The organism is Serratia sp. NCCP-200 (assembly GCF_059697885.1).
In genome coordinates, this window is the sequence record NZ_BAAKUJ010000001.1 from 622,622 (window position 1) to 645,537 (window position 22,916).

20 protein-coding genes are annotated in these 22,916 nt (G+C 56.8%); all 20 read left to right on the forward strand.

The features are described 5' to 3' along the window. Positions 1–48 precede the first annotated feature (48 nt). The 20 genes from AC6HVW_RS02865 to AC6HVW_RS02960 all read left to right on the forward strand — a co-directional run bounded on the left by AC6HVW_RS02865 (position 49) and on the right by AC6HVW_RS02960 (position 22,916). On the forward strand, positions 49–2,736 hold the full coding sequence (locus AC6HVW_RS02865) for a fimbria/pilus outer membrane usher protein (RefSeq protein WP_497569260.1): 2,688 nt from the start codon (positions 49–51) through the stop codon (positions 2,734–2,736). 22 nt (positions 2,737–2,758) lie between these two features. Continuing rightward, a complete protein-coding gene (locus AC6HVW_RS02870) occupies positions 2,759–3,823 on the forward strand; it encodes a hypothetical protein (RefSeq protein ID WP_071681110.1) in 1,065 nt (354 codons plus the stop codon). A gap of 24 nt (positions 3,824–3,847) precedes the next feature. Beyond that, complete coding sequence (locus AC6HVW_RS02875; RefSeq protein ID WP_497569261.1) at positions 3,848–4,495, forward strand: hypothetical protein; 648 nt, start codon at positions 3,848–3,850, stop codon at positions 4,493–4,495. Between the two features lie 336 nt (positions 4,496–4,831). Further along, on the forward strand, positions 4,832–5,659 hold the full coding sequence (locus AC6HVW_RS02880) for a hypothetical protein (RefSeq protein WP_071681108.1): 828 nt from the start codon (positions 4,832–4,834) through the stop codon (positions 5,657–5,659). Positions 5,660–6,147: 488 nt separating this feature from the next. Next, on the forward strand, positions 6,148–6,753 hold the full coding sequence (locus AC6HVW_RS02885; RefSeq protein WP_137751180.1) for a tyrosine-type DNA invertase: 606 nt from the start codon (positions 6,148–6,150) through the stop codon (positions 6,751–6,753). Positions 6,754–7,185: 432 nt separating this feature from the next. Further along, positions 7,186–7,902: a hypothetical protein gene (locus AC6HVW_RS02890; protein WP_071681106.1), complete on the forward strand. Its 717-nt coding sequence runs from the start codon at positions 7,186–7,188 to the stop codon at positions 7,900–7,902. Positions 7,903–8,064: 162 nt separating this feature from the next. Further along, entirely contained in the window at positions 8,065–8,574 is a 510-nt protein-coding gene (locus AC6HVW_RS02895; protein WP_137751179.1) for a hypothetical protein, read from the forward strand. Positions 8,575–8,585: 11 nt separating this feature from the next. Next, positions 8,586–9,365, forward strand: a complete 780-nt coding sequence (locus tag AC6HVW_RS02900; RefSeq protein ID WP_071681104.1) for a fimbrial biogenesis chaperone — start codon at positions 8,586–8,588, stop codon at positions 9,363–9,365. Positions 9,366–9,374: 9 nt separating this feature from the next. Continuing rightward, on the forward strand, positions 9,375–9,989 hold the full coding sequence (locus tag AC6HVW_RS02905; RefSeq protein ID WP_071681103.1) for a fimbrial protein: 615 nt from the start codon (positions 9,375–9,377) through the stop codon (positions 9,987–9,989). 149 nt (positions 9,990–10,138) lie between these two features. Next, complete coding sequence (locus AC6HVW_RS02910) at positions 10,139–10,684, forward strand: hypothetical protein (RefSeq protein ID WP_137751178.1); 546 nt, start codon at positions 10,139–10,141, stop codon at positions 10,682–10,684. Positions 10,685–10,720: 36 nt separating this feature from the next. Then, complete coding sequence (locus tag AC6HVW_RS02915) at positions 10,721–11,386, forward strand: fimbrial protein (RefSeq protein WP_071681101.1); 666 nt, start codon at positions 10,721–10,723, stop codon at positions 11,384–11,386. 20 nt (positions 11,387–11,406) lie between these two features. Beyond that, the gene (locus AC6HVW_RS02920; RefSeq protein ID WP_071681100.1) at positions 11,407–12,075 is read left to right on the forward strand and encodes a hypothetical protein; all 669 of its coding nucleotides are present in this window, start codon (positions 11,407–11,409) and stop codon (positions 12,073–12,075) included. 62 nt (positions 12,076–12,137) lie between these two features. Beyond that, positions 12,138–12,839: a fimbrial biogenesis chaperone gene (locus tag AC6HVW_RS02925; RefSeq protein WP_071681099.1), complete on the forward strand. Its 702-nt coding sequence runs from the start codon at positions 12,138–12,140 to the stop codon at positions 12,837–12,839. 380 nt (positions 12,840–13,219) lie between these two features. Beyond that, positions 13,220–14,092 (forward strand): fimbrial biogenesis chaperone, encoded by an 873-nt coding sequence (locus AC6HVW_RS02930; protein ID WP_081366992.1) that lies wholly within the window; start codon positions 13,220–13,222, stop codon positions 14,090–14,092. A 65-nt stretch (positions 14,093–14,157) separates the two neighbouring features. After that, on the forward strand, positions 14,158–16,947 hold the full coding sequence (locus tag AC6HVW_RS02935; protein WP_497569262.1) for a fimbria/pilus outer membrane usher protein: 2,790 nt from the start codon (positions 14,158–14,160) through the stop codon (positions 16,945–16,947). A 188-nt stretch (positions 16,948–17,135) separates the two neighbouring features. Further along, positions 17,136–18,695, forward strand: a complete 1,560-nt coding sequence (locus AC6HVW_RS02940; RefSeq protein WP_497569263.1) for a hypothetical protein — start codon at positions 17,136–17,138, stop codon at positions 18,693–18,695. Positions 18,696–18,826: 131 nt separating this feature from the next. Next, positions 18,827–19,921, forward strand: a complete 1,095-nt coding sequence (locus AC6HVW_RS02945) for an FKBP-type peptidyl-prolyl cis-trans isomerase (RefSeq protein ID WP_071681096.1) — start codon at positions 18,827–18,829, stop codon at positions 19,919–19,921. Between the two features lie 365 nt (positions 19,922–20,286). Continuing rightward, positions 20,287–21,171, forward strand: coding sequence for a MipA/OmpV family protein (locus AC6HVW_RS02950; protein WP_071681095.1), 885 nt, complete (start codon positions 20,287–20,289; stop codon positions 21,169–21,171). Between the two features lie 79 nt (positions 21,172–21,250). Then, a complete protein-coding gene (locus AC6HVW_RS02955; RefSeq protein WP_261397440.1) occupies positions 21,251–22,081 on the forward strand; it encodes an acid phosphatase in 831 nt (276 codons plus the stop codon). Between the two features lie 10 nt (positions 22,082–22,091). Continuing rightward, positions 22,092–22,916, forward strand: a complete 825-nt coding sequence (locus tag AC6HVW_RS02960) for a hypothetical protein (protein ID WP_071681093.1) — start codon at positions 22,092–22,094, stop codon at positions 22,914–22,916.

Consider the following 22,916-nt stretch of genomic DNA (forward strand, 5'->3'; position numbering starts at 1 on the left):
TGCCAGCGGGAAGGTCGTTGAAAAATAATTAGCCATTAAGAGGTTGCCATGAAAAGGCTGCCGCGGGCGACATCTGGATTTGCCATCAGGGAGTTGCCCGCCTGTTTTTTGGGGGTGGTGCTTATCACCACCGTGCAGCCGGAAAGCTTTGCCTCTGAGGGCACAGGAATGCCGGGAGTAAATACTGCCGCAGCGCTTCAGGGCAAGACGGGCGAAGATCAGGCGCTGAGTTTTGACAGTGACTTCCTGTATATGGGGGCAAACAAGCGGGGAGAACATGTTGACCTGGCGTATTTTGCCCATAAAGGTGGGCTGCAGCCGGGCCGCTATGCTGTTCAGGTCACAGTAAACGGCAAGGCGGTTGATGAGGGGCGGATGGTAAATTTCCGCTCATGGCCAGAACAGCCTGGGAAGTTATATGCCTGCGTCAACGCGCAACAGATGGCGCAGTGGTGGGGCATTATTGCCGTCCGGCAGGACGTAAAGGAAGAGAAGCTTGAGGGGGAAGACCGTGGTTGCCCGGAGGGTGGGGTGGCAGCCATGGTGCCTTTGGCGAAAGAGCAGTTTGATTTTAATAAGCAACTATTAGTGCTGACGGTACCGCAGGCCTCTCTGGGGCCGGCATCGCGGCTGAGAACCTCCCCACAAATGTGGGACCAGGGCATGGCGGCCCTGCTGATGAATTACAACTACAGTGGCAGCCAGCAGCAAAGCGGCGGCAGGAAAACCGGCAGCGATTACCTGGGGATAAACGGGCAGATGAATCTGCAGGGTTGGCGTATTCGCAATGACCTGACCGCACACAAGAGCCAGGGGGAAAACACGCAATGGAATGCCACCCAAACCTATGCACAGCACGATTTTGCAAGCTGGGGCGGCGGGCAATTTACCGTGGGAAATACGACCTCCTCTGGCAGCAGCGTGGGATCGGTGCAGTTTACCGGCGTAAAGCTGGATTCAGATGACGCAATGCTGGATCCGAAGTTTACCACTTACAGCCCGGCCATCACCGGCATTGCCAACTCGCCGTCCACGATCACGGTACGTCAGTACGGCAGAGTGGTTTACCAGCAGAATGTGCCGCAGGGGCCGTTCTCTCTGACAGACTTTAATCGCAGCGGTAATGGTGATGTGGAGGTGGAAATACGCGAAGCAGACGGCAGAACCCGGTATTTCACCATGGCGCAAGCTCAGAGTGGTGCCCTATTGCGGCAGGGGGGCCTGACCTGGAGCACCTCGGCGGGTAAAGCCACTAACGGTGCCGGGTATGCCGACGACAAATTTGTGCAGGCGGGCATGTCCTGGGGGGTGTGGGCCAACACCACGTTGAACGGGGGGACGCTGCTCTCGCGGAACTATCAGGCGCTGACCGCCGGAGCTAGCGTGTATGCTGGTCTATGGGGGGCGGTGAGTTACGCCCTTAATGCTTCACGGGCCGAACTGTCGGTGGTACCTGGCGAACAGGGTGCGCCGACCGGTGTCTTGCATGCGGTGAGTTGGTCGCGCAGTTTTGGCAATACCTCGGTGGGGGCGTCATGGCGCCACAGCCAAACGAGAGATTTTTACAGCTATGCAGAGTTGTTGACGATGAAACCCCGGCAGGAAGGGGATGAATACAGGCAGAGCAACGGCACACGCGATAGCTACAGTGTGTCGCTGTCCCAATCCATGGGCGTCTGGGGCAGCCTTTCTCTGAGTGGCGCACGTTCCACCACCTGGGGAAGTTCTGCTGTACAAAACAATCTGTCGCTCAGCTACAACACCACGGTGAAAGATATTGGCATCGGCATGTCTCTGGGGGTCAGTACCTATAACGGTAGCGACGGCCGGTACGGTGATGATGACAGCGGTAAGGGTTCCGGTGGAGCAGGCTACTCCCGTGGTGATGAAAACCGTACGGACAGAACCGTCGGCATGAACGTTTCATTGCCGCTGGGCAAATGGTTGAGTGCCCGCAGCGTAAACGGGACGTATTCGTTTACCCGCAATAACGGTGAAGTAAGCCAACAGGTGGGCATCAACGGGTCGGCACTCAATGGGGCACTTTCGTATGCCGCTTCACAGGGGCTGGTCGGAAACCAAACGGGCAACACCAGCCTGGGTTATAGCGGGCGTTATGGATCGATAAACGGTGGCTACAGCTATGGTGCTGACAATCACAGCGTTTCGTACGGGGCCAGTGGCGGGCTGGCTATTCACCCGCATGGCGTCACGCTGGGTAAACAGCTTGCGCTGGGTGGGGGCAATGCGCTGGTGGAAGTGCCGGGTGTCGGTGGGCTGAATGTCAACAATGCGGTGACGGATTGGCGAGGGTATGCGCTGGTGAGCGGGTTGACGCCGTATGACATGAATCGGATTAACGTGGACATGGCCAACCTGCCCGGCAACGTGGAGCTGGATACGTCGAGTAAGAACGTGGTGCCTACCCGCGGTGCACTGGTCGCCGTGCCGTTCCGCAGCAATAAAGGCTATCGCCTGTTGCTGAATTTGCAGCGGGATAAGGGGGAAGTTCCGTTTGGGTCAACGGTGGCCCTGATGCAGGACGTTGACGCCACACTTCCTGTGAGCGGGATTGTGGGCGAGGCCGGGCAGGTTTATCTCTACGGTATGCCGCAAAAAGGCACGGTGACCGTGAACTGGGGGGATGGCAAGGACGAACGGTGTACGGCCAACTATGTTTTGCCGGATAGCGCCGATCAGCAAAAGCTGGTTACGGTGTCCGGAGCATGTCACTGATGGTGGATCAGGGAGTCGGTGGATGAGAGCAACAATCAGCAGCAACCGGCAGCTCGGGGTGTATGGCATAACGCTGCTGCTAGCCTTACCGGTGTATGCCGACACGATAGCACCCTATATGAGCACGCCGGTTGCGGTAACCTTCGGTGTTCGCTCACTGACGCCGGATACGCCTGTGGATCCACAGGTAGCATTTGTGTCTCAACGGGCGCGATTGCCAGACGTGCAGTGCGAAGTCTGTACTAGCGATGATAGCTGGACGAGGACGTGGCGACTGTCGCAGATGCATCCTGACCGGGACAACACCCGGGCAGAACAGGGTTGGTATGTGTTCCACAGCGGTGTGAAAGGCATTGGCATCGGGATACAAACCGACCCCCAGGAGCGGCGGGAAAAGCAGGGCAGTGGTATGCGGCTGCCTGAGGAAGGCGAACTCACCGTAGGGCTGGTGCGTGTAGGGAGGGATACCGGGGCTGGTCTGGCGGATTTACCGGCGGCGGAGTTTATCCGTACCACGACTTTCACCGCACCGGATGGCCAGGTGAAATACCGCCAGCAGGATACCGTCCGGGTTTCGGCGGATCTGCGTGTGCCAACCTGCACGACCTCGGCGGCTAGCCTGAATTTTCGGCTACCTGAAATCAGCCAGGTATGGCTGAAACGCAATGTAGAGCCGGGGGGCTATACGGATTCGCAGGCGTCTTTGCCACAGCTGGTGGTGGCAAACTGCTCGGAGAACACCCGACATCTGCGTATCCGGTTCTTGCCGGTTGGTAGCGTAACGGACTCGCTGGCGGGGCCAGCCACCATCCTGACTGCACGTGATGAGAACGGGCAAGAGACCGGCAGCGGTTTTTTGCTGAAATATGACGCCAGCGCCTTCGGGCAGACCCAACAGGGTGTAGTGCACTGGGACCGCAATCTGCCGTTGGAACTGGAAAACCCACAACCGGCAGACAGCGGTAATGAATTAACGCAGGGGATCGCGGTGGCGTTACAGGCATTCTACGCTCGCCCCATGAATGAACAGGCCATTACAGCGGGCAAAATCATGGCAAAAGGGTTGTACCAGATATCCTATGACTGAACCCGACGGCAGGAGGGCAATGTGATGCAGGACGGCAAACACAGGCTGGTGGGTATGTTTCCGGGATTGCTGCTGGGCACAGTATTGATCGGCTATCTGGTGCCGGGTGTGGCAAGGGCTGGAGCGGAGACCTACCTTGCTGCGCAGGACATTACCCTTTACGGCACCGTGACGGCGCCGTCCTGCACGGTAAAGCTGGAAAATAGCCATATGTCTTTTTCGCGCAGTGAAGATGCGCCAGCAATACTAACGCTGCAACTGAATCTGAGCCAGTGTGAGGCCGACGGTATCGGGGTGATGTTTAAGGCTGAACACTGGCCGGATAATCCGGTGAGAGGGACATTGTTGGAAAAGCAGTCACGCGATCGCAATCGTCAATGGTATTACACCATCGGCCCAGCGGATGACGAAACGGAAACGCCCTGGCCTTTGAGGCTGGCAACGGATTCACCGGCCACCGAGGTGGATAAACAGCAGGTTGATAATGGCAATGAGCGTTATTTCAGCCTGGCACAGGTGAATTACTGGTATGACCTAAAACAGCCGCTGCAAGATAATGAGGTGCTGGTTATTCCGTTTAATGTTCGGCTACATCCGGCCTTAACGCAGGATAGTGATAAAGACCAGGAGCAATTGGAGTCTACTTTTACGTTGCAAATTTCGTGGCGCTAAATAATGGCGGGGCGGCTGGAAAAACCCAACAGGATTATTATTACTCTTTGTTTTTCATTGATTATCAACATGAACGCCGACAGTGCCTGATATACAGATCTAGATGCAAAAATTAATGGGTAGCACGGTGGCTTCCCTCTCCCTTTGGGAGAGGGTTAGGGCGAGGGGTAAATAGACTCATCATTAACCCTTTTTTGTTTAATATCAGCACCTGATATTTAATCACTAACAGGAAGGGAAATACGACAAAGAATATTAGAACGAGCAGCGAAAAAAATGGGAGACGGCATTAATGTTCATCTCTAGCGCGATTAGTAATAACTCAGGAAATAAACTATGAAAAAATATATCACACCATCGTCAAGAGTCTCGCTGCTGCGTGCCAGCAGTCTCTGCCTTATGTTGGCCGGGCCAAGTGTATCGCTGGCGGCCGACGACTCAAACCAGGTTGAGATTTCTGCTTCGGTATCTGTAGTGGCAACAGAAATCTGCAAGATCATTGTGTTGCCGTCTGGTCGTAATATGGCGATGACCTGGACGCGTGATACCGAAGGGGTTAGTTCAGCTACGCTTGTGAGTCCTACCGACCCTATTTACGTCACCGTGAAGTCTTTAGGAGGGGAGAATTGCAACGTTAATAACCTGACGCTCAAAACCAAGATAGGAGACGGCCTGGAGCAGATGGTGAGTGATAGTGGTATCACCTACTACAGATCAAAAGTTAATAATCAAGGCGCTTTCTGGCGTATTTTACCCTATCTGGCGGACGCGAAATTTTATCTCGATGACTCAGTGAACAGTGAAGGGATTGGGACAATTTCCTGGGATGGTCCAACGTCTGGTGATGGGGACACGGTGTCATTTCTCCACGAGCCTAAGAATAAAGCCAGCGATACTATTGAGTCATCTGTGGGAGCAGGGAAGTTTATGTTCATGACGGATGAATATGTGGAGGATGGTGGCGCATTGCTGGTTGATGGTGCCAACAGTGAAGGGCGTTTTTCCTCAGATAATCTGGATGAAAGATACAAATCAGCCCGGCTGGGCTTTGGTGCTCTGATTGCCACCGATCCGGAGAATGCTGCTGGGGTGCCGAGTCCTCAGATCGCCTCTGGCGGAGATCTGGTTACGTTTTCATGGGTGGTGTATATCGATCAGGCATGATCGAGTGCAGGCCTCATCCCCAGCGTGTCGCCCCGCTGGGGATATTAGTATTTATTCTCTTTCACCCTAACCTAAAGCTCCCTTCAGCCTTCAAGATAATATCCTCCTCAATTGTCACCCTCCTGCAACTGTAGGCGGATTAACCATTCCCGAAGCCATCATTCAGTTATTGTCGGGAACCACGCGATAAGCAAAAAAAAGCCCGGGTTAACGGGCTAAACGCAAAGAAAGGGCTGCACGGGGTACGCCCTAAAGGGAATGAATATGTTTGATAAACAACGTCACCATTGAGTCAACGGTTTTTTATCTTGTCAATAGGGGGACGGTATTATTGGCTTTTCAGAGTCGGCTTATGCCGGGCCAAGAGGCGTCATGTCAGGATGTGGGCGGAAGAACAACCTTTACCCAATGCTTGAGCCTGACGGGCTTAACGTGAATAATGCCGCTGCTGCAGTGCAGCCTTTGAATACTTCTGGAGAACGATAAAATTGAGCAAGCAACGAAAATATCTGACACAAGGAGAGGTCGAGCAGTTACTGATAGCCGCCGGGCAGGGGAGTATGCCAGAGCGGGACTATTGTCTGATTTACATGAGTTTTGTGCATGGTTTTAGGGTGAGTGAGGCGCGTTATTTAACGCTCTCGGATTTGGACATGAAGGAAGGATGCCTGTATATCCACCGGTTGAAACAGGGGTTTAGTACCACCCATCCGTTGCTGAGCAAAGAGATCAAAGCTTTGCGGGCCTGGTTGAAGGTGAGAAAGACCATGAAGGGGGCAGACAGTGATTGGTTATTTTTATCACAACGTGGCGGGCCGTTAAGCCGGCAGCGGATCTATCGGCTGATCCAGCAGTTGGGGGAAACGGCGGGCATTTCGGTATGTTCGCATCCGCACATGTTGCGACATGCCTGCGGATTTGCGTTGGCGGACCGTGGGGTGGATACCCGGCTGATCCAGGACTATCTGGGGCACCGCAACATCAGGCATACCGTGCGTTACACGGCCAGTAATGCGGGGCGATTCGAGGGGGTGTGGAGGTCAAAAAGTAGGCAAAAAAAATTACCTTTAGGACCAAACTGTTATCTATCTTAGAATAGTCTTAATTTTGTGCAATAGAAAAATCAAGAATTTTCCCATCAAATTATTTCGAGTTGTAAAACAACGACATACATCACGTTTTCTTTCCCGTCCTTTCCTTGGTTATCAGTAAGTTAAAAAATCCAGTCTGTAACAATTCCCCTCCCGCTCTGTCAAATTTTGTCAGTGCCGCTTTTCCATTCGATACCGAAAGTGATAACTGCCGCATTAATCATTAATGTCGGCAGTTATCCCTGTAAATGGTTAGTTTTTTAGTTGGTCAGACCAGCGACTGCAATAAGAAGTCAAAATGGTCCTAAATGTCACCTTATTGGTACGCTCGTGGGTTACCTCAATGTCCCCGATCAAGGACCGGCGCGCAGGGACGGGCGGTTAATCCGTCCGGGCTCTTTACAGAAGTTAAAACAACACACTCAGGTACACGATATGAAGACACAAAACGTAAAAATCACTCTGCTGGCCACGCTGGTCACCGGTCTACTGATGTCTCAGGTTGCATCAGCGTCAGACACCACGATTTATTTCAACACCGAAGTGGCTAAAACCACCTGTGACGTCACGGCAGGGAACGCAGGTCCTACCGGCTCGCTGACCACCAACGGGCAGAACGTGATGCCGTTTGGTACTTACACAAAGGCCCAAATCGGTAAAGCCGGGGGGAATGTGACAATCGGGACCTTCTCTGCTTACAACATCATCCCATCACAGGCGACGCCTATCATGTTGTCACTCTCCGGTTGTTCTGGTGATGATCTTCTGGCGCCAGTGGCCACACCAGCCCCAGGCGTTCCCGCCGGTGTCTTGCAACTGAAAGTCACCGGGGCTCCAGCCTTGCAGGCGGCAGGGGCTGAGAAGAACGTGTTCGGTGACCCAAGCAAAGACGTTGGTTTTGGTTATGGCCTGAAATACCTCGTCAACGGGGGGGGCACTGACAATCTCTTAGATGGAACATCGGGTGACATCTTGCCAACAACGGGTAGCGTCAACATCTATGAAAACAAAGGGACAGTAGATCAAACGGCTGCCAGCCTTGACCTTTCCGTGACCATCACGCCATCACTGGCGGCGTGGGCTACTACAGACTCTGGAGTATCAACTGGGGTCCTCAGCACCCCTGTCACGTTCAGCGTACTGCAGAACTGATTTTATCAACCATGTTGCCGGAGGGAGATCTCCCCTCCGGCTCACGGCGGTTAACAAATGTCGTAACGTCGGAAAGGGACAAAGATGAACGTTGTACGCTATTGGTGCAGTGCTGCTGCGTTTATGGCCCTCATAACGTTTCGGGCCACCGGGGGCGGAGATGTGACATTTGACTTGCAGACGACGGTCACCGATACCACCTGCGATGTCAGGTTGGCTCGTGTGGGAGGCGATCTGTCGAGCAGCATGAATGAAGTTAACCTGGGTCGGTTTACGGGGCATGACTTTAAAAATAACCGTGTACGACTGGTGGGAGAGGACGCCTTGGTGATGTACATCCCTGAGCGTGAGTGTGCCGGGAAAAATCTCAGGGTAAAAGTCGAAGGGCCGATGGCCAGGGGCTCTCAGGGCCGAGCCTGGGGAGAGCACCGCCGTGCCCTGGCTTGGGGGATGCGGCTTGGCTGGGCAGAGAACGGGGTGACCGGACGGTATCCGCTGACGCCATTAAATAACACTCTCGATCTTAGCGTGCCTTCGGGGCGTCTGCAGCACGCGGGGAATGCGGTGCACACACTGGTGTTGCGCCCGGAATTAAAAACATGGGACCACAGGCATGTTGTTGCGGGGGTAGCGCAAACGGTGCCGCTGGTGTTTTCTGTGATGTATGACTGAGTGGACGGGCGATGAAGACCGAAGATGTGGGTAAACGTATGGGCATAAAAACACAAGGCGGCATGACAGCCAGAGCAGCGATGAACCGCGTGTGGCTGTCGGCGCTGCTGTTGATCATGTTGGCCATGGGCATGGCACCGGCACAGGCCTTTATGTTGGGCAGTACACGCGTGGTGTTGCCAGAGGGTCAGGCGGTCCCCGTGCAGATCATCAGCGGTGAGGGCGATGGGGTACTTCTGATCCGCGCCCGTGTGACGGCCAATCTGTCAGATAAGAACGCTGTGAAGGGGGTCGTTGTATCCCCGCCGCTGCTGCGTCTGGACAAGGGACTGACCGGGATCATGCGTCTGCAGGCCGTGGCGTTGGCTGGCCTGCCGCTGGACAGGGAAAGTGTCATGTACCTGTCTGTGGTCGGCATGCCCTCGTCAAATCCGCTGAGTGCGGATGCGGGAAAGGTCTCTAGCAGTATGGTGGTCAGTACCGGCATTCAGGAAAAGGTGTTCTATCGTCCGCATGGCATGAGTGGTCTTGTCGCCGCGCCCTGGAAAACGATGACGATCACGCGTGTACCTGGCGGGGTCAAGGTGAGTAATGTCAGCCCCTTCCACCTGACGTTTTCGCGCCTGAACATTGATGGCCACAGCGTGGCGCTGGGGGGGAACCAGCCCACCATGATCCCCCCTTTCGGCAGCCAGGTCTATGGCACCAAAAGTGTGGCGAAGAAGACGCTGGATTGGGTGGCGCTTAATGACCTGGGTGGCGATGAGAAGGGCTCAACCGCCGTGCAGTAGGAGAAAATAATGCGCACAGTAATGAGGACAACGTTCGGACGGTTCTGCTTCTCCTGTGTAGCGCTGGTGTGTCTGGCGTTACTGGGAACACCCAGCTCGGCAACCGCGAATGTCAACGTACACCTGGTGGGTAATCTGGTCGTAGGAACCTGTGACCTGGTGCTTGAGAGTGGCGGGCAGAAAGTTGACATGCGCGGCGTATTGGCATCCGAGTTTGAAACGGTGCAAACGGCGTCGATACATAATTTTCAACTGATTATTACGGACTGTAATGGGGTCGACGTGGGGCACTCATTAGCCATCAGTGTTCAGGGAACCACGCTTACGCAGGATAACAAAATCTTTAACGACAACCCCAGCGAAGAATTGGGGTTCATGCTGAAAGAAAACGGTACGGCGGCGGTTAATTATTGGCCGGGCACAAAAGCAGACTATTACAACGCGTCTGGTACGGTCATACCGGGACAGGAGAGCCAGACGATGCCCGTACCGGGGGCGGATCCCACAGGTATTCGCCTTAACTATATCGCGGGCATTGTCAGCCCCAAAATGGGGGTGGGTGCGGTAACTGCGACGCCCAGAAAAATTACGGCGACTGTCACTTTTAACGTTGAATACCATTGAGGCTAACAATGCAGATACCGATAACGTGCGCCGTCATTGCCAGGCAAATGCAATCCCTGAGACTGAGTGGAGTTCTGAGTCTGGTATTGGCTGGATGGTTGCCAGGACAGGCCGAGGCCGCGACAGTGTCATATCCCGTTGAGGGACGCGTGACGCAGACGACCTGTGACCTGACCGTCGTGACAGACAAGGGCACGGGCTCAAGCTTGACGATGAATTTTGAGAATATAAGTCTGTCGACCCTGAAGCAAGGCACTATTCTCGGCATTCAGAAACTCGAAATGAAACTTGAGCACTGTAAGGGCGCGGTAAGTGATCAGAATTTTAACAAACTAGTTGCAATCAACGTGTCAGGGAACAGTACCATCAACTACCTTTTTCGATCCCCTGGGATGGGACCTGGGGTGCCGGAAAATAATGCAGATGCCGGTATCGGGTTTGTCATTATAGCAAAGGATCCTGGCGGTAATTCGATGCAGTGGAATGCGGTTAACCTGGTCCAGAACAACGATCCGGTGGATACAAAATTAGGTACTGCTGGGGCTTTCCATAACAATTTTAATGACGCATCCCCGCCGTCCGTAAACCTCTGGATAGGGATCTCTTGCGGCAGCCCAACCGACTGCAGTGCTGTCAACCAGACAGGAAGTGGAAGTCTGTCAGCAGACCTGAGCTTGGAATTGGCCTACAAATAAAGCCTGTAACAGGGTAGATGGTGGAGTGATGACAAAATGAGAAGACTAGACCAAAAGGTGCTCAACCTCCTTCTGATGGCGGTACTGTCGGTAACCGGCTTTGCGAGTAGTCTGGTCGCGTATGCGGCGGGGGATTCGGTTGATCTTACGTTCAAATACACCGTGTTACAAGGGACCTGTACGGTGAGCGTAGGGGAGGATGGAAGCAGCGGGCAGCTTAATTTTGGTCCCATTGACACCAGCTCGATTTCAACCACGAACTGGACAAGGCTGAACGCCAGCGCCACGAAAAATTTTCAGGTTGTTCTGTCGAACTGCAGCGGCAGTGCGATAAGCACTAAAACGCCGGCTCTAACACTGACGGGGCAAACCAGTCTCGAGCCAACAAGGAATGATGCGAACAGAAAGTTCCTGTTTGTGGATCCGTCGTCAAGCGCCAAATGGGTGGGCTTTGCTATTTATAATAAAACCGGGTCGACATTGGCGGGCGATCTGGTCCCTGAAAGTACCCAGGCTGCGGCGACGGACCTGGCCCGTACGTTTATCAGCATCCCCGGCTACGGTTTGAATTCGGCCCCTACAGGGACGCTTCCGCCGATTAATCTGACGGCGATAGTGACTTGCGGTCAGGTCTGCGACAAAACGAAAATGCGTGCGGGCGACCTGAAGGCTCAGGTGACCTTTAATTTTGTTTACCACTAAATGATGACGGGAGCACAGAGATGTTACTGATACAACGCCGCATAAGTCAGTCCCTTGTCATTCAGTCGGCGGCGGGACAGAAAAAGAGCCGGATTCATCGCCATCTGGCGGGGGTCGTCAGCGGGGTGTTGCTTACTCTGGTGTACGGCACCCCGACGCCGGTGCAGGCGACTGACAAACTCGATTTATCGGCCACGCTTAACCAGGCACCTTGTACCATAACGATGAACCCGACCTCGGCCAAACTTGAGGATACGTCGGCAGAAGCGATATGGGATAGCGCCAGCACTCTGCAGCCTAATCTAACGAAGGTAGAGTTGACCCTCTCTAAGTGTGGCTTAACCCAGGCCGGCACGGAACCTGTTGTCACCGTAACGGGAAAACAGGCAACCGATAATGTAAAAACCGCTAATAAGTATATGTTCCGGGATGCGGGGGCGGCCGGAGGGGATTCACAGCAGTTTTTTATTGCCATTGCGAATAAGGCCAAGCCGACAACCTGGTCAAATACCGATCTGATCGCCATAGGGGATGACATTAAGTTTACTGGGGTTGAGACCAGCGGGGAGGGGGCGAAAAAAGAGATTTGGCTCGGTGTGGCAGCCGGTGATGCTACTCGTACTGATAGGACTAAGGCGCGTTCAGGGTCGGTAAAGGCCACCATTGAGCTGGAAATGAAATATAAATAAAACACTTAGCGCGTCAGGCGTAAACCGTTGCGCATCAGGGCCCGCCGGAGGGAGAGATAAAAATGAAACAGACGTTAATTATCGGGTGTGTATTAATGACGTTGACCTGTTCGGCCTTTGCCGGTGTAGGTTTTTCGCGTAATCGCATGGTCTACCCACAGGGCGTGCAGGCCATTAGCCTGAAAGCCACCAATAGCGGTGATACCCCCTATCTGATACAGGCGAAAGTATCTGGCAATACGCAGGGAACCGCGCCAGCCCCCTTTATGGTGACGCCCCCGTTATTTCGCCTTGATGGTGAGGGGGAAGGGATGATGCGTATCATGATGACCGGCGCGGCACTGCCAGCAGACCGTGAGTCGGTATTCTACTTCTCTGGACGGGCTATTCCGTCCTCTGATCAGAAAGAGGCCCCTCAGGGGATGATCGGGGCCAGCGTGTCGCTCTCCACGCGCAGTATCATGAAAGTGTTTTATCGCCCGGAACACCTGAGCATGACGATAGCGGCGTCGCTGGATAAGGTGGCCTTTATCCAGGTGGCGAAGGGGGTACTGGTGAAGAACCCCACGCCGTACTATCAGTCGTTTGCCGATTTGCAGTTTGACGGCAAGCCACAGGCACTTGACAACCAGCCGTCGATGGTCGAGCCCTTTGGGGAGTTGCTGGTGCCGTCTCCTGTGGCCGTGCAGAAGGTGACCTGGCAGGTGATGAATGATTATGGCGGTACCACGGAGGCGAGAACACAGAGCGTTGCAGGGGGATAACCCGCAGGGAAATAAGGGGGAGTTCACACCGCTGTAAAATGGCCGTCAATATAAAGAACAGCGACGACCCTGAGCGCCTGAGTGATAAAAAACGCCGGCGATAAAAATAAAGTAACGGCTTATACCATAAAGTAATGACGTATTTGATTGGCAGCGTAATGGAATAATAAATAGCGGCCCTGTGCAGGGGCGTGAATATCGTCACGTGCGGCGATGGGTATTCTGATTAAACGATGTTTTTTTAACTTTAATTCTGACCAGGCCGGAACGGGCTCCCTTGCGCCCGAATTCGGGAATTCAGTGAATTTATGGCACCGGTCAGCCCCCGGGAAATAAGCGTGACCGGGGACTGACACAGGGATAATAAGCAGGAATATACCATGCAGAAACTCAGATACAGGACGCCCATCCAGGCAAGAGCGGCAGGCGTGAATAATAACGTCTCGGGCCGCGGCCCCCTGCCTCACCGCCGCGTGACGGCGCTCATCTTGCTGATGGCGCTGGCGGCTAATTTCAGCGCCTATGCGCAAAGCAATACCCGCTTTCCCGGCTTCGGACTCAGTCTGTCGCGTGTGGTGGTGGCGGCGGATGACCGCAGCAGTGGTCAGGTGTACGCGGTGAACAATTCGGAAAATGTGTATCTGGTGCAGTCCCGTATCTGGCCGGCGGACGGCGTGACGGGGTATGCGGTGGCGGACAAGCCAGGTGCAACGCGTGCGGCGGTGCCCTTTCTGGTGACCCCACCGCTTAAACGCATTGAGCGCAATGGCGTGCTGCCGTTGCGCATTCTTGCGACACCGCAGGTTGCCGCGCTGCCCAAAGACCGCGAATCGCTGTTTTTCCTGTCCTCTAAAGCCATCCCGTCGCAGCCAACGAGCAAGACTGCCACGAAAGACACTGGCGAGAAGGGGGCCAGTCTGTCTCTGGCGCTACAGAGCTACATCAAGGTGTTTTACCGCCCGTCAGGTCTGGGGGCTCACGCCATTTTTGACGGCGGGGTCGCCAAACAGCTCACCTTCCGCCGTGACGGTGACCGGCTGAAAGTGACCAACCCCACGCCGTATCACATCACCTTTGGTCTGCTGACCGTGGCGGGTAAGCCGGTGGATGCCGAAAGTCGGCGTGCCATGGTGCCGCCGATGGGGAGTCATGACTATCCGGTACCGGCTGGCACCCTTTCAGGCGAGGTGACCTGGCAGGTGATTGACGAGTTCGGTCTGATGACGGAACTGGCCCGTCAACCCAATTCCTGATGCGTCTTCAGCGGATGCCGGTGGACAGATTGATGAAAACATACTTAACACAGAGTGACGGAAAAATGAAAACCATTAACGCAGCTGCGCGCATGAGCACGCGCCGGACACCGACATCTGTCAACTCACTGACCGGGCTGCCAGCGTGCTTTCGCCTCCGTCCGGTCCTGATCCTTCTGGTGCTGACAGGAAGCTGTGGTCCTCTGCAGGCGAAGGACTATTTCAACCCGGCCTTTCTGGATGACGGCAGTGGTCAGGCGGTGGATCTGTCCGCCTATGAAACGGCCGGCGGCGTGGCCGAAGGCAGCTATCTGGTTGACATCTGGATGAACGGAAAACAGGCCAGCACCCGTCAGGTGCGCTTTAGCAAGGTGGCTGACGGCAGCGTGATACCCGAGTTGACACCGACCATGCTCAAAGGCATGGGCGTGGCAGTCGACAAAATCGAGACGCTAAAAAAACTGCCTGTCGATAAACCGGTGGGCGATGTCAAGGCGGTTATTCCGGGTGCAACCGTTGAGTTCAGTATGGCCAAACTGCGTCTTGACCTCACCGTGCCGCAGGTGGACATGCTGGAGCAGGCGGACGGTACCGTGGATCCGTCCCTGTGGGACGAAGGGGTGCCCGCCATGATGTTCAGCTACATGATGAGTGGCTCGCGCACCACAATGGACGGCCAGTACGGCATGGATGACTCGACCTCCGACAGCCTGTTTGGCACGGTCAACGGCGGTGTCAACCTCGGTGCCTGGCGCCTGCGCTCCACCATGACCGCCAGCCAGTACAAAAACAGGGGTAACGGCAACGACACCACCACCAGTACGACCGATTTCAGTAACACCTACCTGCAGCGTGACATTCAGCGCCTGCGTGCGTCGCTGCGTGCCGGCGAAAGCTCCACGGGCGGCACGGTATTTGACTCGGTGCCGTTTCGTGGGGTGCAGTTGACGTCGGACGACAGCATGGAGCCCAGCTCCAAGCGTGGTTTTGCGCCAGTGGTGACGGGGATTGCCTCGACGACCGCTCGCGTGAGTGTTCGCCAGAACGGCAGCCTGATTTATGAGACCACAGTCCCCCCCGGGCCGTTTCGCCTGACTGACCTGTATAACGCCGGCAGCGGTGAACTGCAGGTGACGGTCACCGAGGCGGACGGTACTCAGCACGTCTCTACGCAAAACATCTCTACTCTGAGCGTGATGAAGCGCCCGGGGGCGGTGGAGTATGAGGTGACCGCAGGGCGTTACTCCGGGAATAACGGGACGTTTGTCGGCAGCCATGACCCCTTGTTTGCCTTGGCGACAGCCACGGTGGGCTTGCCGTGGAACATGACGGCCTACGGTGGCTTGTTGGCGGCACAGAAATATCAGTCCCTGGCGATGGGGCTGGCGGTGTCGCTGGGGGTCATTGGTGCGGTGTCACTCGACAGTACCCTGGCGCATGCCAACGTGGAAACGGAGGGCGAACCGGATGAGACCAAAAACGGGGCGGCTTTCCGCGCCCAATATGCCAAGACGGTGGATGAAACCGGCACCACGGTGAACGTGGCGGCCTGGCGTTATGCTACCCGTGACTTCATGACCTTCCAGGATGCGGTGACCAATGGCTACAGCCTGCAGGACGGCCAGGCTCCGTGGCTGGCCGAGCGCCGGCGCAGTTCCTGGCAGGCCAACCTCAGCCAGTCGTTGGGCAGTATTGGCTCGGTGTTTCTGCGCGCCTCCCGTGACGATTACTGGAACTCGGACCGGGTGGTGAACACCGTCGGGGCCGGGTTCAGCAGCAGCATCAAGGGGGTGAGTTATTCCCTGAACTATAACGAAGACCACACCCGTGCCACCGATGACTCCTGGCCGGTGAACCGCCAGGCATCCCTGAACCTGTCGGTACCGTTCAGCCTGTTTGATCCGAAATGGGAGTCGGTACGCAACATGAACGCCAACTACAGCATCACGAACGACAACCACGGGCGCACTTCGCAGCAGGCGGGCCTCAGCGGCTCGCTGGTCGACAACAAGCTGTCCTGGAGCGCCAGCCAGGGGCATGACAACCAGGGGGGCGGCACCAACGGCAACCTGTCGACCAACTGGAGTGGTAGCCGTGGCAGTGTCGGTGTGGGTTATGGCTACGGTCCGAACACCAAGACCTATAACGCATCTGCCAACGGGGGACTGGTGGTGCATCAGCACGGGGTGACGTTCACCAACATGCTGGGGGATGCGATGGCGCTGGTTGAGGCGCCGGGTGCCGGTGGGTTGAAGGTGGGAAGCACCACCACCGACAGTCGGGGGTATGCGGTCGTGCCTTACCTGCAGACCTATCAGCGTAACCAGTTGATGCCGGACACCACCACCTTGCCGGACGGTGTGGAGATGCAGGACACCAGCGCCACTGTCTACCCGACCCGCGGTGCTCTGGTGGTGGCGAAGCTTCGCACCCGCGTGGGTCGTCAGGCGATGTTGACCCTGAACTTCGGTGGACAACCGGTGCCGTTCGGTGCCTTGGCCGCGCTGCCGGAAGAGGATGTGGATAACGCCTCCATCGTGGGCGACGGCGGGATGCTGTATCTGACCGGGGCACCGCAGAAGGGCACCTTGCAGGTGAAGTGGGGCAACGGCCCGGACCAGCAGTGCAAGGTGAACTACGACCTGGGTGAGCTGATAACGGCGGACAAGACCAGCACCAACACGCCGGGCATGAACATAGTGCAACAGACGCTGGACTGTCAGCCGGTGGCGGGTGTGAGTGCCCCGCTGCTGGCCCCCCCAGACCTGGCCGCGACCGGCACGTCTGGGGGGGGAGCCACGATGGCTACTACAGCCACAACCGCGAACACTGACACAAAGACAAGCGCAGAGTGAAGGTGGCTGAACCTGTAGGAGGCACCCCTGCTAGGTCGTAGGGGCGCGGCATGCTGTGTCTAGGTAGCTTTGCAGCCGTCTGTATTGACTGCGGTATGAGGTCGCAAGACACGGAACACTTAACCATCCGGGAAGGTAATGACCGCAGGCGGCATTACCTTCCGTCAGAAGAAGCAAGGAGTAATACCATGATGCTGAACGACGAGATGCAGACCGACCGTGCCCTTGAGGGCGCATATGGCCGCATGGCACAGGCCTGGCAGTGGTTGTGTGAACAACGCACACAGGTCCCCGGCCGCGCAGACGTGTGGGACATCCGCTGGCAGTTGCGCAGACACGCCAAGCGGCTGATGCAGTGGTTCGGTGAGTATGGTTTTGATGCACACCCGGACAAAACGCCAAGCGGCAGGATAGCGAAGGGTTTTGACTGGATGGATGCTTGGCTGACGCATGAGGGCGTGATGGATATCGCACCCCGGGCGAAGGTCAACTACCGTGAGAAGGTGCGACGGTTTTATGAACAGCTCATGCGGCTACCGAAGTGGAAGCGCAAAAGCCCGGATCCACAGGTAGACGCTCGGGTTTTGACATACTGTAAACGGCGGGTAATGCGGGAAAAAGTGATGATAGATATAGTGGTGGGTACTCTTCTCCTGCCTTGCAGTGCCTGGGCTACGGATATCATCGTATATGGTTCACAGACCGTCGCGGGAACACCGCTACAAAGCGCAGACTTCCCTACTAACTTTAACTCAACCAAAACGTATAGTACGACGGGGGGCAACCAGAACATCACCGGCATCTCTGCAGGGAATACATCATCACCTTGGCTAATTGCGGCGCCGGGGGTGACATTTGGGAAACTGGTAGTAGGAACAAAACTCAACGGTACCGATCTCTACGGAATCGATAACCCCTCACTCGGGGTAGGCTTCATACTGCGTGGAAGTATGCAGGTAAAATGTAGCACAGGTGCAACCCCCGCCATCATCACACTCGATCCGACGCAACCGACATTGGTGAGCAGTAGCGTCAATTCATCCGGAGGTTGTGGGATTACATCGGTAGGGAGCCAAACGGGTAATCTCCTCGGATCATACGCGCCCGCGGCCGGCGTGCCGACGAACGGAACAGGGACCGCTACGGCAAATCTAACATTAACTGCAGTAGCGACGAGTAACACGATCAAGGGGGGAGTCTATGGGGGGGGCGTGTCTTTATGGTTCTACCCAGCGCAAGCCACAATTCCCATCACACTGCCAAATAATATCATTGTAGCTCAGGGGGCGTGCACCTTGAGTCCAGCTTCTGTAACAGGGGACCTAAAGGAGATTGCCCTGCCGACAAGTGCCACTAAAACAAGATTGGATAATGGCCAAGTGAATCCCATAATCCTGAACGTTTCGTGCGACCGTCCTGCTGAGACAAATACGCTCTATGCTGGGTTGACATTCGACGTAACTGGAACAACTACTGCAGATACTGACGGGCGGGTTACGAGACCGAATGCCGTCTCCACATATCTCACACTGTCAACAGACAATAGCAAAGATTGCATGAGCACTGACACGAGTAAATGGGTAAAGTTCGGTGTAAAACCATCGACTGCCCTTGTCACCTTACCACCGTCAGTTACGACCGGAACCGGGACGGCAACACTCTACCCATCTCTCTGCTATACGGGCATTCCAGGACAACCACCAGGGCCGAATGAACTCACGATGACAGCCAAGGTTTTCATGTACTGAATCACAAGCGTGCTGTGCCGGCCCAATAATATGGGACTGCAAAAAACAATGTGCGCCATTTGATCACCCATTCCGGTTTGACTAGGGGAATGGATAACTACCCCTAATTAATCGACGAAACGAGTTCGAAGATGAGCAAAACGAATACCAACCGCATCCTTCGGCCCCTGCGACTGGCCGCACTGACCGTGGTTCTACTAAGTGCATGCACGGTGATGGCCGCGCCTGCCGGTGAAACCCTGCCCGTGAGCCTAGCCACAGTGGCGCAGACGGCAGATGATGCTGCGGGCAGTCCGACGCTGCCTGCTGATCATGCAGCAACCATGATTGCCACCTTGCAAAAGCAACTGATTGAACAGCAGGAACTGCTGCGCACGCTACAGGAGCATATGGCCAGCACCGTGCCAGCAGCGACACCGGATATTGCTGTGCCAACACCAACTACCTCAGCGTCTGCGGCACCAGCTCAGCCGTTTGCCGTGCCAGCTACGCCGGCGGATACCGTTAATTCGGTCGTACATGAGGCCGCTTCTACCTCGGTAGGTACCTCGCCGGTGCAGGTCGACGCCCCAACGTCCAACGCCGCCGCTGAGCCGTCAGATACGCCACAGACCGCCGCCCAGCGTCAGGCCTATGCCAGTGGGGTGTCGGTGTGGCGTGAAATCGAGTCCTCAATGTCCGCCCAGCGCAGCATGGGCATTGAGCTGGATCCGGCCTGGGTGATGAAGGGCCTGCAGGACATGGCCACCCATCAGCCGCTCAAAATGAACCGTGAGTCGGTGGACACCATCATGGTGACCCTGAACGAAATCTACATGGAGAAGGCCCGTGAGGCGCGCGAACACCAGCAAACCCTGGGGCGTGCCTTCCAGTCGGCCTTTATGAAGGAGAAGGGCAGCACCCGCGATGCGGGCAGTCTGTACCGCATCGTGGAGGCCGGTAAGGGCAAACGCATTACCGCCTCGGACGTGGTGACCTTCACCGTGATTGGCACCCTGCCGGACGGCACGGTGTTTGATGCCAGCGGCGAAAGCGGTCAAACCAAGTCCGCCAAAGTGGGTGCACTGATGCCCGCGGTGGCCATCGGGTTGCAGAAACTGTCCCGTGGTGGGCATCTCAAGATAGTGGTACCCCCGGAAAAAGGCTACGGCGACACGGGTCTGCCACCGACCATTCCGGGCGGGGCGACGCTGATCTTCGATATCCAGGTGGCCGATGCGGGGTAAACACGCAGGTACCCAGAACCACAAGGGGGGGAACGGGCGCAGCATTCAACGCCCTGACAGCGTTCAGCAATATTGCCATTAGGTGACTCGTCTCGGCGTCGCGATGCGGCACTGACACATATAACGGGGTATTTCAGTCGAGGTGGGCTTTTAAAACAGCCTCACCACGGCCGGGGATCGCTGCGCCCTTTTTCCGGGCCAACGGTATTACCGCCATGGTGAAGAGAAATAAGCAAGTGGCTGAAAAATAGATAAAAACAGGTTTTCGGGTGGCCGCGGGGCCATGCGGGGAATAAACCGGGCGAGCGGCAGAGCATTTCGGCTGCGCCCGAACGGGCATTAATAACAATAAAGGAAATAGCACCATGAACGTGAATCAACCTAAACGCGCGCTACAGGGCATCTTGCTGGCGTCGAGCCTGTTGGCCGCTGTGCCACTGTGCGCCCAGGCTGAGGCGTCTGTTGACGAGGCCGATGGCACGCCTTCCACCTCGCACGCGGCGTCCCATAACGCTGAACCGTCGATGGTCATCGGCGGGGGGGTGGCGGTCAACCCGCTGTACGAAGGCTCGTCGCGCTACGAAGCCTTCCCGTCGCTGGCGCTCAAGGCGGTGATCCCAACCGAGCGTTGGGGCACGTTCACCGCCGCGTTTCCTGAGGGATTGCGCTGGGATCTGCCGCGTCGTTCGGCCTTCGGTGTGGCCTTGCTGGCGGGGTATGACCCGGGCCGCAAGGAAAAAATCCGCACCCTGGGGGGCAACAACGATTACCTGAAGGGCATGGGCGATCTGGACAGTACCGGCCTGGTCGGGGCGGAAGCGTATCTGGACCTGTCGGCAGGCCGCCTGTTTGTCCGTGGTCTGCAGGCGACCAGCAAACGTGATTACGGCGGTAATGACCTGGGGCGCACGGCGTATCTGGAAGCCGGGTTCGCCAACTCGTTACCGCTGGCGGCCAATCTGAAGCTGGACTCTGCCCTGTATGGCACCTGGAGCGACAGGCACGACATGATGGCCCGCTTCGGGGTGACCGGCGAGCAGGCGGCCAACAGCAATTTTAATGAGTATCACGCCGGCGGCGGCATGCGGGATGTCACCCTCAGAACCGCGCTGACCGTGCAGGTACAGCCCCATGTGGCGCTACAAGGCGGGTTCAAGCTGTATACCCTGACCGCCGGTGCCCGTCATAGCCCGCTCACGGATGACACCATGGGGGCCGGGGCCTTCCTGAACGCACTCTACCAGTTCTGATCATCCGGGTGGGTTACGTGCGGTTTCTGCCAGGTGCCGACACGTAGCCCAACCCACAACATTGCGATATTAAGGGGAAATGATGAAACGTACCTGCAAGCATTTCTATCTATTGGCACCGTTGGCGGGTCTGTTGTGGACCGGACTGGCGCTTGCCGAGGGGGCCGCGCCAACCGTGACCGACCCACATTTTAAACTCGCCCCGGGGTTTTTGTCCTCAGCGAGCCTGCCCTTACGTCTGGCGTTGCTGGGTGCGCCGCCGGCAGAGGGGTCGGCCGCACTGGCCCGTGACGAGGAGGCGCACCGTATCGCCCTGTCGTTCAAAGGCTCGGCGCGCGAAAAGCTGGCCGCCGCCGATGCGGAGCTTGCTTTCCCAGCGCCGGCCAATGCCTTTTCCTGCGCCCTCGGGACGGATATCAGTGAGCAACGCACCCCGCACCTCTACACCCTGATGCAGCGGGTGCTGACGGATGCGGGTGGCTCAACCTACGCCGGCAAGAACGCCTGGAACCGCACCCGTCCATTCGTGGTGCATGGCGAGGGAACCTGTCTGAAATCGATGGAGCCTCTGCTGCGTACCGACGGCTCCTGGCCGTCTGGTCACTCGGCGGCGGGGTGGGCCTGGGGGCTTATTCTGGCGGAGGTGCAGCCGTCGCGCGCCACCGAAGTGCTGGCCCGCGGGCTGGCGTTTGGTCAGAGCCGGGTGATCTGTAACGCCCACTGGCAGAGCGACGTGGACGCCGGGCGGCTCATGGGCGCGGCGACCGTCGCGACCCTGCATGGTAATCCGGCATTTGAGGCGGATCTGGCGGCGGCGAAGCGCGAAGTGCAGGCCGCGAACCAGGCTGGCCTGAAGCCGACACAGGACTGCGCGGCGGAACGCGTGGCCCTGACCCTGACGCAGCACTAAGGAGGGCTCGATGATGCCTCAACGTGATGTTCACCTCATCCCCCGGCACAAACGTGCGTATCTGGCCCTGTGGGTCACGGCCCTGCTCGCGGGCGCCAGCCTGCCGGCCAGGGCTGCCGAGACGCCGGTATCGCCCTCACTCGCGGCTGCCCCGGCAGACAGCGATACCTGGCAGTTTAGCGGTGGCCCGTACCTGTGGGGGGCGGGGATCCGTGGCTATGTGGGCAACCACAGCACCGGCACTGCGTTTATGAAAACCGACTTCAACGACATCGTCAGCAACCTGGACGTGGCGGTGATGGCCATGGGGGAAGCCCGCAAAGGACCGGTCAGCCTGTTGGTTGACCTGATGTACATCGAAACCACCACCCGTAACGATCTGCCCGCAGACGCGGGCGCGGAACACCTGGATATCGACAGCAAAAGCTTCACCGGCTTTATGGGCGGCAGTTACACCGTACTGGGTGACGACACGGCCCGGCTGGATGTGGCAGGCGGCGTGCGCGCCTGGTACAGCGGCAGCACACTGAGCCTGCACGACGGACCGCAAGGCGGCCTCTCGGGCTCGGACCATGCCACCTGGATGGATGCGCTGGTCGGATTACGTGGCCAGGTGGCGCTGAGCGATCGGGTCTGGGTCTCGTCATGGGGCCTGGGCGGTGCCGGGCAGGCCAGGGCGGACTGGGATGTAGCCGGGTTGGTGGGCTGGGACTTCCTGCCGGGGTTCTCGGCGGTGGCCGGTTACCGCGCGATGGGGGTGAACTATCACCATAACGGCTTTGTTTACGACATTGTCCAGCAGGGGCCCCTGCTGGGGATCAGCGGAAGATTCTGA

Bases quoted from the DNA above. Each gene is read 5' to 3' on its own strand.
- AC6HVW_RS02870 (WP_071681110.1), top strand. From the start codon at position 2,759: ATGAGAGCAACAATCAGCAGCAACCGGCAGCTCGGGGTGTATGGCATA.
- AC6HVW_RS02955 (WP_261397440.1), top strand. From the start codon at position 21,251: ATGATGAAACGTACCTGCAAGCATTTCTATCTATTGGCACCGTTGGCG.
- AC6HVW_RS02905 (WP_071681103.1), top strand. From the start codon at position 9,375: ATGCGCACAGTAATGAGGACAACGTTCGGACGGTTCTGCTTCTCCTGT.
- AC6HVW_RS02865 (WP_497569260.1), top strand. From the start codon at position 49: ATGAAAAGGCTGCCGCGGGCGACATCTGGATTTGCCATCAGGGAGTTG.
- AC6HVW_RS02940 (WP_497569263.1), top strand. From the start codon at position 17,136: ATGATGCTGAACGACGAGATGCAGACCGACCGTGCCCTTGAGGGCGCA.
- AC6HVW_RS02890 (WP_071681106.1), top strand. From the start codon at position 7,186: ATGAAGACACAAAACGTAAAAATCACTCTGCTGGCCACGCTGGTCACC.
- AC6HVW_RS02880 (WP_071681108.1), top strand. From the start codon at position 4,832: ATGAAAAAATATATCACACCATCGTCAAGAGTCTCGCTGCTGCGTGCC.
- AC6HVW_RS02925 (WP_071681099.1), top strand. From the start codon at position 12,138: ATGAAACAGACGTTAATTATCGGGTGTGTATTAATGACGTTGACCTGT.
- AC6HVW_RS02935 (WP_497569262.1), top strand. From the start codon at position 14,158: ATGAAAACCATTAACGCAGCTGCGCGCATGAGCACGCGCCGGACACCG.
- AC6HVW_RS02920 (WP_071681100.1), top strand. From the start codon at position 11,407: ATGTTACTGATACAACGCCGCATAAGTCAGTCCCTTGTCATTCAGTCG.
- AC6HVW_RS02900 (WP_071681104.1), top strand. From the start codon at position 8,586: ATGAAGACCGAAGATGTGGGTAAACGTATGGGCATAAAAACACAAGGC.
- AC6HVW_RS02945 (WP_071681096.1), top strand. From the start codon at position 18,827: ATGAGCAAAACGAATACCAACCGCATCCTTCGGCCCCTGCGACTGGCC.
- AC6HVW_RS02950 (WP_071681095.1), top strand. From the start codon at position 20,287: ATGAACGTGAATCAACCTAAACGCGCGCTACAGGGCATCTTGCTGGCG.
- AC6HVW_RS02875 (WP_497569261.1), top strand. From the start codon at position 3,848: ATGCAGGACGGCAAACACAGGCTGGTGGGTATGTTTCCGGGATTGCTG.
- AC6HVW_RS02960 (WP_071681093.1), top strand. From the start codon at position 22,092: ATGATGCCTCAACGTGATGTTCACCTCATCCCCCGGCACAAACGTGCG.
- AC6HVW_RS02930 (WP_081366992.1), top strand. From the start codon at position 13,220: ATGCAGAAACTCAGATACAGGACGCCCATCCAGGCAAGAGCGGCAGGC.
- AC6HVW_RS02915 (WP_071681101.1), top strand. From the start codon at position 10,721: ATGAGAAGACTAGACCAAAAGGTGCTCAACCTCCTTCTGATGGCGGTA.